The sequence below is a fragment of the Aureisphaera galaxeae genome, assembly GCF_028561275.1.
Lineage (GTDB): Bacteria > Bacteroidota > Bacteroidia > Flavobacteriales > Flavobacteriaceae > Aureisphaera > Aureisphaera galaxeae.
The window spans coordinates 589,055-600,673 of sequence record NZ_JAQQTF010000006.1; the positions used below are offsets into that span (position 1 = coordinate 589,055).

General features: G+C 43.8%; 10 protein-coding genes. 3 read left to right on the forward strand and 7 right to left on the reverse strand.

From position 1 onward, the window contains the following. Nucleotides 1-62 precede the first annotated feature (62 nt). From ligA to POV27_RS13030, 6 genes are all read right to left on the reverse strand, one after another. Nucleotides 63-2,057, reverse strand: coding sequence for an NAD-dependent DNA ligase LigA (ligA, locus tag POV27_RS13005; RefSeq protein WP_272863208.1), 1,995 nt, complete (start codon nt 2,055-2,057; stop codon nt 63-65). Nucleotides 2,058-2,187: 130 nt separating this feature from the next. After that, a complete protein-coding gene (locus tag POV27_RS13010; RefSeq protein WP_272863209.1) occupies nt 2,188-5,517 on the reverse strand; it encodes a fibronectin type III domain-containing protein in 3,330 nt (1,109 codons plus the stop codon). Between the two features lie 189 nt (nt 5,518-5,706). Continuing rightward, the gene (aqpZ, locus tag POV27_RS13015; RefSeq protein WP_272863210.1) at nt 5,707-6,408 is read right to left on the reverse strand and encodes an aquaporin Z; all 702 of its coding nucleotides are present in this window, start codon (nt 6,406-6,408) and stop codon (nt 5,707-5,709) included. A 98-nt stretch (nt 6,409-6,506) separates the two neighbouring features. Beyond that, nucleotides 6,507-7,097 (reverse strand): LOG family protein, encoded by a 591-nt coding sequence (locus tag POV27_RS13020; protein ID WP_272863211.1) that lies wholly within the window; start codon nt 7,095-7,097, stop codon nt 6,507-6,509. Continuing rightward, entirely contained in the window at nt 7,090-7,941 is an 852-nt protein-coding gene (gene prmC / locus POV27_RS13025) for a peptide chain release factor N(5)-glutamine methyltransferase (protein WP_272863212.1), read from the reverse strand. Before prmC ends, POV27_RS13020 begins: the two co-directional genes overlap by 8 nt. 2 nt (nt 7,942-7,943) lie before the next feature. Beyond that, nucleotides 7,944-8,429, reverse strand: a complete 486-nt coding sequence (locus POV27_RS13030) for a GNAT family N-acetyltransferase (RefSeq protein WP_272863213.1) — start codon at nt 8,427-8,429, stop codon at nt 7,944-7,946. 112 nt (nt 8,430-8,541) lie between these two features. Here POV27_RS13030 and ribD point away from each other — a divergent pair, with 112 nt between their 5' ends. From ribD to POV27_RS13045, 3 genes are read left to right on the forward strand one after another with little or no spacing between them, the layout of a single operon-like run. Next, complete coding sequence (gene ribD, locus POV27_RS13035; RefSeq protein ID WP_272863214.1) at nt 8,542-9,588, forward strand: bifunctional diaminohydroxyphosphoribosylaminopyrimidine deaminase/5-amino-6-(5-phosphoribosylamino)uracil reductase RibD; 1,047 nt, start codon at nt 8,542-8,544, stop codon at nt 9,586-9,588. Next, entirely contained in the window at nt 9,585-10,457 is an 873-nt protein-coding gene (locus tag POV27_RS13040) for an EamA family transporter (RefSeq protein WP_272863215.1), read from the forward strand. Before ribD ends, POV27_RS13040 begins: the two co-directional genes overlap by 4 nt. After that, nucleotides 10,457-11,068, forward strand: a complete 612-nt coding sequence (locus tag POV27_RS13045) for an IMPACT family protein (protein WP_272863216.1) — start codon at nt 10,457-10,459, stop codon at nt 11,066-11,068. The genes POV27_RS13040 and POV27_RS13045 overlap by 1 nt, the downstream gene beginning before the upstream one ends. A gap of 7 nt (nt 11,069-11,075) precedes the next feature. On the opposite strand, the gene POV27_RS13050 is transcribed toward POV27_RS13045, so the two are convergent. After that, nucleotides 11,076-11,477, reverse strand: a complete 402-nt coding sequence (locus POV27_RS13050; protein ID WP_272863217.1) for an acyl-CoA thioesterase — start codon at nt 11,475-11,477, stop codon at nt 11,076-11,078. Between the last annotated feature and the right edge of the window lie 142 nt (nt 11,478-11,619).

An 11,619-nucleotide genomic window follows, 5' to 3' on the forward strand; every position in this document is an offset into this window, starting at 1 on the left:
ACATAAACGTAGTAAGCTAGCCCAACAAAAATACGTTATCTCCTGTTAAATCCGATAGGATTTTAGGCAATCATTGTCAAAAAATCATCTTCGGATATAATAGGAACGCCAAGACTTTCTGCCTTAGTACGTTTGCTCGGCCCCATATTTTCACCGGCTACCACAAAACTGGTTTTTCCAGAGATGGATCCGGATACTTTTCCACCGTTATCTTCTATCAATTTCTTCAATTCATTACGGGATACTTTGGCAAAAACACCAGAAACCACAAACGTTTTCCCTTGTAAGGTATCTGTTTGATTCGCCAGCACTTCTTCCGAAATCTGTAATTGAACGCCATGCGCCTTTAATCGATTCACCAAAGCTCTATTCTCTTCGGAATCGAAAAAGGAAACCACACTTTCCGCAATACGATCACCAATCTCATCGATGGCTACCAGATCTTCTTCCGAAGCAGCCATCAACGCATCGATGGTCTTATAATGTCTTGCCAGTTTCTTGGCCACGGTTTCCCCTACATAACGAATCCCCAGAGCAAAGAGCACCCTTTCAAAAGGAATCTGTTTTGAAGCCTCAATCCCCTGCACCAAATTTTCGGCACTCTTTTCCGCCATACGTTCTAACGGAATAACCTGATCTGCAGTTAATTCGTAGAGATCGGCGTAATTTTCTATCAGCTGATTCTCCACCAAAAGCACCACCGTTTCTCCTCCTAAACCTTCAATATCCATCGCCTTTCGGGAGATGTAATGTTGAATTCTTCCTGCAATTTGTGGTGGACATCCGGAGACATTGGGACAATAATGCTGTGCTTCCCCTTCCTTGCGGATGAGTTGCGTATGACATTCCGGACAGTGGGTTATGTATTGTGTTGGGACGATCCCCTCTTTTCTTCTAGAAAGGTCCACACCCATAATTTTGGGAATGATCTCCCCTCCTTTTTCTACATACACGGTATCGCCTTCACGAATATCCAGTTTGGCAATCTGATCGGCATTGTGGAGAGAAGCTCGTTTCACGATGGTACCAGCCAACTCTACAGGTTCTAGATTCGCAACCGGAGTAATGGCTCCCGTACGCCCTACCTGATAGGTGATCTCGTTCAGCACCGTACTAGCCTGTTCTGCCTTAAACTTATAGGCCATGGCCCAACGGGGCGCTTTAGACGTATGCCCCAATTCCTCTTGCTGCTGCAAATTGTTCACCTTGATCACCACTCCATCGGTTTCATAAGGCAAGTCATGACGATGCACATCCCAGTAAGCCACGTATTCCAACACTTCATCAATACTGTTTGCTAGCTTCGCTTCGTTAGGCACTTTGAATCCCCAAGCTCGGGCTTTTTCCAGGTTTTCGAATTGGGTTGTAATCCCTAATCGTTCTCCTTTTATACTATATAAAAGACACTCCAACGGACGCTTGGCCACTTCACTGCTATCCTGAAGCTTTAAACTTCCCGAAGCTGTGTTTCTTGGATTTCGATAGGGTTCTTCGCCCGCAGCCACTCGTTCCTCATTCATTTTATTGAATCCATCAAAAGGCAACACAATTTCTCCTCGAATTTCAAACAAAGGCGGGTAATCTCCTTTCAATTGTAACGGCACCGATTTAATGGTCTTCACATTCGTAGTCACATTATCCCCCTGAAATCCATCACCACGGGTTACCGCACGCAAGAGCTTCCCATTTTCATAGGTAAGGCTCATGGAAGCACCGTCATACTTTAGCTCACAGGTATATTGAATGTCTCCATCAACTAACTTTTTAATGCGTTTTTCCCAATCTTCCAAATCCTCTTTGGAGTAGCTATTATCCAAAGAATACATGCGATAGGTATGGGGAATGGTTTCGAAATTTTTGGTTACCTCTCCCCCTACCCGCAAGGTTGGCGAATTGGCATCATAAAACTCAGGATGAGCCGTTTCCAGTTCCTGTAGCTCCTTCAATTTCATGTCGAATTCGTAATCGGAAATGGTGGGGTTATCGAGTACGTAGTAGTTATAATTGTGCTCGCGCAATTCGTCGCGGAGGGCGTTTATTTTTTGTTCCGGATTCATACGAACAAAGCTAACAAAATATGAAAGTACTCCCGACGCGCTAATGTGGGAATAATCCACTGCTTATAAACAAAAAAAGACCCGCCCCTAAGGGCAGGTCTCAGACAATTAAACTAATAAACTCTCTAGATTACTCCTTAATAAAGCGTTTGGTAACTGCTTTACCGTTGGAAACAAATCGGACGAAATACATACCCGAAGCAAATTGGGATACATCAACAGTAAATTTGTCAATGCCTCCTTCAGCCTCATGCACAATTTGTCCTGCGGACGAGAATATTACGATTTCATCAAACGCACCGTTCAAAATCTCAATATTGAGTCGAGACTGTGTCGGATTCGGATACAATTTGATGTTTTCTGTTGAAACTCTTGTGAACGACTTCAAAGCTTCACCGTGATCGATCAAGGATGGAGTTGTTTGTTGTAGCGGTGCTACATTGTCTCCACTAACAATCACTTGATCAAAATACACACGATCTCCATTTCCACTCGCATCACAACGGAAACGGAAACGGTTATTTGCATTGAAGTTATAGGTTCCAGAATCTAAGGTAATGGTATCTGTAAAGAATACATTATTCGTGAAATCGGTACCACTGGCATAATTTCCTATTACCTGATACGAAGTCCCGTTGAAGAACTCTACAAAGAAGTCTTCCCCAGGTTCCATACTGTTCGGGAATACATGGAACTCGAAGGTAATCTGCGAATTACCAGTCAAGTCCAATACTGGCGATACCGTATTCGATGTACTGGTGTTGTCACGCAGTCGGATAGAGAAGTTCCCTTCGAAAGCTCTCGAGGCATTATTGATACGCGCACAGTCACTTCCCGGATCGCTCCATCCTTCAAAACCAGTTTCGAAGAAGTATCCAGCGATCTGTCCTGGACCTCCGCCGCCACCTGTCGTGGTTACATTTTCAGTATTACTGAAACCAGAGTTGTTACCTGCGGCATCGAACGCTCGTACTGTGAAGGAATAGGAAGTATTTGCGGTTAATCCCGTCACAGTAGCTCCAGTTCCAGTTACCGTACCAATACTGCTACCACTTTCAAACACTTCGTAGCCCGTTACGCCTACATTATCGGTAGAGGCGTTCCAAGAAAGATCTACGGTCGTATCGGTAATATTAGAAGAAGTTAGGTTTGTTGGTGCCGTTGGCGCTTGGGTGTCCCCGCCACCACCGGCTTCTAAATTAATGGTATAATCTTCTACCTCACCCCAAGTAAAGGTTTCACAAGAGGTTGGAATGGCATTGTACTTCATGGAAACACGCATTCTAACCGACGTTAGTGAAGTTCCACTTGGAACAGTGAAAGAGCCGCTATTCGGTGTATCTGTAGAAGGCGCTTTTGAGAATACCTGTTCTCCCGTATCATCAAAGTCCCCATTATTGTTATAATCAATCCATACAGCATACCCCTCTGCATAAATGGTACCCGTCCACGTCGGAGTTATGGTAATGGTATAGCCTTGACCTTCGGATAGGTTGGTAGAAATGCCTGTAAAATCAGAATAGAATTGAGCGCCCGAAGAGTTATCAATGGTATTCAACTGAACACGACTAATAAACTCATCATTCACATTGGTACTAGCCGATGCACAATAAGTCACACCACCTGCTTGGGTCGTAAACGAAGTAGTCGCACTTCCAGATACATTACCTGCAGCATCCTGCGCGGTCACAGAAGCAGAATAGGTAGTATTAGGAGACAATCCTGTTACATTAAAGGAAGTGCTACCCGAAGTCCCTACTTGAGTTCCGTCAATTGAAATATTGTATTGAGTTACTCCTACATTGTCCGTAGAAGCTGTCCAATTGAGTGTCGCACCGGTCGAAGTGATATTGGAAGCCGTTAGGTTTGTTGGATCCGTTGGTGGATCGTTATCCGGTGGTCCAGCTTGCATTTGGAATACACCTACAACTCCTCCACGGCTACCATTAATATATTCATTAATGAACCAGAAGGTGGAATCGTCATTAGGATCTACATCGATCTTACTATAATCCCCATAACGCAATCCAGAGAAATTCGAATTACCGTTGGCAATCAACTCTTCGGCAGCAGTCATGGTTCCTAAAGGATCTCCGTTTAATCGTCCCGTAAAGTAAGAACTTACCCTAACGGTAGAAGGTGTCGTAGGTCCGGACATGGAGGTATATCCCATACCGATATTCCCTTGACCGTCCATAGCTAAACTGGCGTTCCATGCATGACGCCCGTCAGGTGCAGTGTAGGTTCCTTCTTGATACAGGGTCCATGGCTGATTATCGGCTGTTTGACGGAATTCCATCCAACGCACACCGGCCAATTCCCCTCCAGAAGCATCGGTATCTACCACAAAGTTAAATACGGCAGAATTGTGCGTTCCAAATTTTCTGAACTGTGCCTGATTCATAATCGTGGCCTGCAATGCGTCAATGGCAACACCTCCTCCGGGCTGCGTAAGGTTAGAGAAACTTCCGTTATCGAACACTCCAATAAAAGGAGTCACCGGAATTTCGGTAGCGGCCGAAACAGAAGAATTACCCGCATTGTTCCAATCCACATCAATCGTCCAATATTTTACGTGGTCATTGGAGACTCCTGCCCAAGCATCATCCTGCATATACACCACCGTGGCTCCACCGGGCGCAGGCAAGTTGTTGTTGGTTACATTTAACACCTGTGGACTAAAAAAACCACTGGTTACAATACCAGGAAGATTAAACCCAATGATTTGTGCATTTGGGTCTCCCGTAAGCATGGCATCACGCTCCAAAGCCCACACTTTATTGTTGCTACTGGTATTATCTGTAATGTAATACCCATCGCTCCACATGGAAAGCTTTTGGTAATCGTTAATGGCCGAAATGTTATATACATACCATCCGGCTGTTAATGGATTTGGCCCATCCGAAACAGCAATCTGGGCACCACTTCCCAAGAAGGTAAGTACCCAACGGTCTGCAACATTGTCGTAGGTAACCGTAAGGTCACAACATCCTCCCGATGGGAAGATCGCCGGATTCGGTGCGGTTTGCCCTAGTAATTGGTTTCCGGACTTGTCGTAAATGGTAAATCCAGTGTTGAACACCACCATTACGTGATTTGGACCTACTGCTAATGAAGGATCCGTAGGTTGCGATCCTGAGTTATAGGCATCGAAAACCAGACTAGCAGGGGCTCTGCGAACGCTTTGCTCCATTTCGTGTCGGTTTCTAACAAAGTAGTCGTCTTCAATTTGGGGGTCTTGTCCCTCAACGATTCTTGGTACCATAGAACGCTTGTCTTTGGCCTCTTTAACAGAGTTATCGGAAGGAATAAGATCATTCGGTCGATCTACCATGGGAGAAACGTATTCTACCGAGGAAATCTTACCGTGATAGTTGGCTTTTGTCCGCACATTTTCTTGTGCTTGGACAGCGGCGCCAAAGCCGATGAAAAAGGCAATTAATAAAAGGATTTTCTTCATAATAATTGATGTTAGATTTGTTAATATTGCTATTGAAGCTACAAATTAATTTGACACAGCAGAGTGTTTCGAAAACGTTTTCGATGAACGGTAATGGAAAAGAAAAAATCTATGGTTTAGCCGTAAACCGACCACCACATAACAGTAAAAAAAGGCTTCATAATGAAGCCTTTACAAAATATTTTCCGGTTAATCTTCGATAAAAAGTTTCCGTAGAAAAGCAGCTAATAATCCTCCGACGATAGGCGCCGCAAAAAACAACCAAAGTTGTTGTAAAGCCATCCCTCCTGCAAACAAAGCTGGCCCCAAACTTCGAGCCGGATTTACAGAAGTTCCTGTGATGGGAATGGCTACCAAATGAATAAGCACCAAAGTGATCCCGATGGCCAATCCGGCCATTTGTGGAGAAGCATTTTTTGCCGTGGTTCCAAAGATGACCATTAAGAATAAAAAGGTGAAGATTACTTCGGCAATGAAAGCAGATTGCATATTGTATCCACCTCCATAACCATCGCCCCATCCATTACTTCCCAAGGCCCATTCGCCCATCGTGAAACCTGAGGCTCCTGAGGCTATTGCATAGAGCAAACCAGCTGCCGCTATAGCGCCAATACATTGCGAAATAACGTAGCCTACGGTGTCCTTGGCAGATAGTTTCCCTGCCGCTAGCATAGCGATTGAGATGGCGGGATTAATGTGGCATCCCGAAATAGGACCAATGGTATAAGCCATAGCGACTACAGCCAAACCAAATGCGAGGGAAATCCCTAGCAATCCAATTCCTTCAGGACCTGCTCCAGTTACTCCGGCGATGACCGCAGCCCCACATCCGAACAGGACCAGTGCAAAGGTCCCCAAGGCCTCTGCAGCATACTTCTTAGTTGAATTCATTACGTGAAATTTAATGGTTAATGACTAAAAGGTAGCCATTAATTGAAGGGGATGGTAAAAATGTTAACAAAAGGACTTGAAAAGTTAATAAGTTGATCTTAAGTCCGTTCCGGTTTCAACCATTTTGGAATTTGTGGCGCTTTAAAGGCCTCCATCTTTCGAAGTAAGCCTTCCGTTGTAGTATCTACTTGCAAGAGTTCGTAGTTTTCCATCTTCAGAAAGCCCCTTTTTACCATGGTTTCCAGAAGTTTCAGCAAGTGGTCATAAAATCCATTCGTGTTCAGCAAACCGATAGGCTTGGAATGCAATCCCAGTTGCAACCAGGTAATGATTTCGAAACACTCTTCCAAAGTTCCGAAACCTCCGGGCAAGACCATAAAACCATCGCTAATTTCCTGCATGATCAACTTTCTTTCATGCATATTCTCTGTAGTCATGAGCTCCGTGAGCCCTAAGTGAACTACTTCTTTTTTCTTCAGAAATTGGGGGATCACCCCTATGACCTTTCCATGGTATTTCAGCATTTCTTCAGCAATGATACCCATAACTCCAATCTTGGCAGCACCGTACACCAAGGTGATTTCTTCTTCAACAAAAATACGGGCCAATTGCAGGGCATCGTTTGTAATGGTGGTATCGTTGCCGGCACTGCTACCACAAAACACACATATTTTATTCAGCTTAGTCATTGGGAGTACATTTTATCATTCGGTCTTTACCAAAAATATCCTTTCGGACGACAATATCAACATACCCTTCAGTAGAGAGCATTGCGATCATTTCCTCACTAAGATACTCATTAATTTCGAAGAAGAGAAATCCGTCGGGCTTCAAGGAAGCCTTGGCATAACGGGCAATAGCCCTATAAAAAACCAGTGGATCTTCATCGGAAACGAACAACGCTCCGTCAGGTTCGTACTGTAGTACATTGGGCTTCATTTCCTTTTTTTCGAGCTCTCGAACATAGGGCGGATTGGAAACGATTACATCGAAATCAGTTCCCCCGGGTGAAGTATGTAGAATATCTTTCTGAATGAAATTGACCGTTACCTCCAACTGTCTTGCGTTCTCCTTGGCCATCTTCAGGGCTCCTTCGGAAATATCCATGGCCGATACCTTTGCTTTCGATACATGCTTAGCAAGGGAAATCGCTATACATCCGGAACCCGTACCGATATCCAAGATACTTGTATTTTCATTGGCATCCAGGGTTTCCGATATCCACTCCACCAATTCTTCAGTTTCCGGTCTGGGTATAAGCGTATGCTCGTTCAGTTTAAAGGGCAAGCCATAGAATTCGGTTTCGCCAACTATGTATTGTATGGGTTCTTCTTTCCGAAGTCGGATCAAGGTATTTTTAAATTTCTCAAGTACCTCTTTCGAAACTTCTTCTGAAGCACGTGTTACGGCATCCAAGCGCGTATAATTCAAATAGTGATCCAGCAAGATGGAAAAAAAGGATTGCACCTCTTCCTTAGGATATAAATCGGCAAGTTCCGACTGGAAATACGTTTTGAGTTCGCCCAGCTTCACGACTATAGTTCCTTAAGCATGTGTACCCCGCAGGCATAATGACCCGTATCACCCATAGGGCCTTCCAAATGGCTAAATCCGTATCGGTGATATAGTTTTTGGGCGGCTTCCATGTAGGACATGGTTTCCAAATAACACTGTTCATAACCGAGTTCCTTGGCCGATGCCAAACAGGTATCGATCATCTGCGTTCCCAAACCACGGCCTCTAGCTTCGGGTAAGAAATACATTTTCTGAAGTTCACATACCGGTCCGTTGTAATTGTCCAATTGCGCTACCCCACCACCACCGATGACCGTACCATTTTCTTCAACTACGAAATACGCAGCACCTTCTTTTTGGTAGGTTTCGTACATGCAGTCCAAAGAAACATCTTCATAGGCGGTTCCTACTTTCGGAACCCCAAAATCGATCAACACAGAACGGATGATTTTGCCGAGTTGTTCATTGTCTTTTTTCTGAATGGGTCGAATAACAGGTCCGCTCATGTACACAGGATTTATTGGCGAAGAAAAATCAAAAAGATTTAAAAAGTAAAATTAACCATATTAAGGGAATAATCCCCTCCAATTTCTTGGAAGATACTCGTATTTTTGCCGAATGACTCCCGACGAGCGTTATATGAGCCGCTGCATTCAACTCGCCCAAAATGGTTTGGGGACTACCTACCCCAATCCTATGGTAGGAAGTGTGATTGTTCACAATGACAAAATCATTGGAGAAGGGTGGCACCAACAAGCAGGCAAACCGCACGCGGAAGTCAATGCGATTGCCAGTGTACAGGATGTTTCCATGCTGAAAGATGCCACGATTTATGTTTCCCTAGAGCCCTGTAGTCACTTCGGAAAAACGCCTCCCTGTTCGGATCTTATCATTGAAAAAGGCATTAAAAAGGTGGTTATCGGTGCGGTAGATCCCAATCCGAAAGTCGCTGGAGCTGGCATCCGAAAATTGACGGAAGCGGGTTGCGAAGTAGTGAGCGGTGTTCTTGAACAAGAATGCAGCGAACTAAACAAACGATTCTTTACATTTCATTCCGAAAAAAGACCGTATATCATCTTAAAATGGGCACAATCTGCCGATGGTTTTTTAGCTCCTGCACAGCGATCAGAGCAAAAACCCGTATGGATTACCAATGCCCATTCCAAACAATTAGCGCATAAAATGCGGGCAAACGAACAAGCTATTTTAGTCGGAACGCAAACCGTATTGGACGACAATCCATCCTTGACTACCCGCTCATGGAAAGGTGAGTCCCCTATCCGAGTGATTTTAGACCGTAGCCTTCGAATTCCAAGGGAAAGCAAGGTTTTCAACAAGGATGCCCCAACGCTAATTTTGAACGACCAAACACAAAGTCAGGAAGGACATCTACATTTCGAAAAAGTCGATTTTTCTGAAAATCTTGCTTCAGAAGTTTGTCGTGTGCTTTACGAACATCAATTACAAAGCCTCATTGTAGAAGGTGGTGCACAAACCCTTCAAACATTTATCGACTCAAATCTCTGGGACGAAGCTTGGGTGTTTAAAGGTGCTATTCGATTTGAAAAAGGTATTACAGCCCCTTCCCTTGTTTCAGGAGCGATGCAAAGTGAAAGAAATGTAAAGGGAGATATTTTAACCATCTATAAAAACAACCGCCTGTGACCCCATTGATTTTAAGCATATTGGCTTCCACCTGCATTTTTGTGGTTTTTAAGCTTTTCGATCGGTTTAAGATACATACACTGCAGGCCATTGTTGTTAACTACATCACAGCGTGTATTACGGGATTTATTGCTTTCAATGGAAGTCCGACAGTAGAAAGCATTACTACAGCGCCTTGGTTTATCTACACTTTGGGCTTGGGGATTCTCTTTATTACAGTCTTCAATTTAATGGCCATCACCACCCAGCGTAGTGGGCTTTCCGTTGTTTCTGTAGCTACAAAGATGAGTGTGGTCATTCCTATTATTTTCGGGCTGGTATACTATCGCGAGAGTTTGGGAATCTTCAAAACTTTGGGCATCCTCATGGCCTTGGTGGCTGTTTACCTCACCTCTTCGAAAGGCAAGGGTTCTGCTTCTTTGGGAATGAAACAGTGGTTGTTGCCCGCCTTGGTGTTCTTGGGAAGTGGGATTATAGATACCAGTATTAAATTCTTGGAAGATGCCTTTGTATCGGAAAACGACGTTCCTGTTTTTTCGGCCACGATTTTTGGTGCTGCCGCCAGTGTGGGCATCCTCACGTTGTTGTATCTTAAACTTAGAGGCAAGGTCACTTTCGAACTAAAAAATGTAATTGGTGGAATCGCCCTAGGAATTCCCAATTACTTTTCCATTTACTTTTTGGTGAAGGCGCTCCGTAGTGGACTTTTTCAGAGTTCCGGCATCTTTACGGTGAACAACGTAAGTATCGTAATGCTTTCAACCCTAGTGGGCATACTGTTGTTTCGCGAACGCATCCTCCTAAAAAACTGGCTGGGCATCTTCTTGGCCGTGGTTAGTATTTTCTTGGTAGCTTTGGGCCAACTCTAATGGATACAATAAAGGACACGTACAAAACTTTGGTAAAACCTTCGCCCGAGACACTCTTCAAGGATCGAGGCAGTAAGTTTTTTGGCTATGCTTTCCCTGTAAAGAATGAAGATGATATTCGAGCGTGTATCGAACAATTGAAAAAACAGCATCACTCCGCCCGCCATTGGTGTTACGCTTGGCAGTTGGGAAAAGACTACAGCAGTTATCGGGCGAATGACGACGGGGAACCATCCAACAGTGCCGGAATGCCTATTTACGGTCAATTACAGGCGTTTGAAGTGACCAATACCCTGGTAGTGGTTGTACGTTATTTTGGAGGTACAAAATTAGGGGTGGGAGGATTGATACAAGCCTATCGCGCCGGGGCCCAAATGGCATTGGAAGCTTCAGAAATTGTGGAAAAGACAATCGACGAAGAGTTCTTGGTGAAATTCGATTATCCAGAAATGAATGTGGTCATGCGAATGATCAAAGAGCAAAACCTCAACATCATCGCTCAGGAAATGAACCTACATTGCGCATTCACATTATCGGTGCGCAAGAAGGATTCTGAACGAATTTTCCAACTCTTTCAGGACACCTACAAAGTAAGTATTAAACGGCTCTAAAAAGCGCTTACGATTCGCTCAACTTTTCAATGAGGTAAGAAGGTGCTTTCATCAACTTTTTGGTGGTAGTATTTATAAAACAAAGGGTAGTCATGGCAGTGACCAACAGTTGCCCCTCTTCGTTGTGAATTTCGTAGTCAAACTCAATTTTGAAAGTAGGAATTTTCCTTAACGTTGTCGTAACATAAATGAGGTCATCGTATCGTGCGGGATACTTAAAATCAATACTCAAATGAGTTACAGGAAGTTGCACATTGTTTTCTTCCATCCATTTGTAAGAAAAGCCCAATTCACGCAGCCATTCGGTTCTTCCCTGTTCTAAAAACTGAGCATAATTTCCGTAGTAGACCACGCCCATTTGATCGGTTTCACCGTAACGAACGCGCAGTTTAGTAGTATTTTTCTTCACAAAATTTAAGGCTAAAAAGGGAGAACTTTTTTGCTCCCAAGGCTTTAACTTAACATGAGAAAAAAAAACTAGAAAATCAATACCTAAACCATTTTTTTTTTCAGTTATTTGTTCACATATTTGCATTGTTAGGAAATCGTTA

Bases quoted from the DNA above. Each gene is read 5' to 3' on its own strand.
- ligA (WP_272863208.1), bottom strand. From the start codon at position 2,057: ATGAATCCGGAACAAAAAATAAACGCCCTCCGCGACGAATTGCGCGAG.
- POV27_RS13010 (WP_272863209.1), bottom strand. From the start codon at position 5,517: ATGAAGAAAATCCTTTTATTAATTGCCTTTTTCATCGGCTTTGGCGCC.
- aqpZ (WP_272863210.1), bottom strand. From the start codon at position 6,408: ATGAATTCAACTAAGAAGTATGCTGCAGAGGCCTTGGGGACCTTTGCA.
- POV27_RS13020 (WP_272863211.1), bottom strand. From the start codon at position 7,097: ATGACTAAGCTGAATAAAATATGTGTGTTTTGTGGTAGCAGTGCCGGC.
- POV27_RS13030 (WP_272863213.1), bottom strand. From the start codon at position 8,429: ATGAGCGGACCTGTTATTCGACCCATTCAGAAAAAAGACAATGAACAA.
- ribD (WP_272863214.1), top strand. From the start codon at position 8,542: ATGACTCCCGACGAGCGTTATATGAGCCGCTGCATTCAACTCGCCCAA.
- POV27_RS13045 (WP_272863216.1), top strand. From the start codon at position 10,457: ATGGATACAATAAAGGACACGTACAAAACTTTGGTAAAACCTTCGCCC.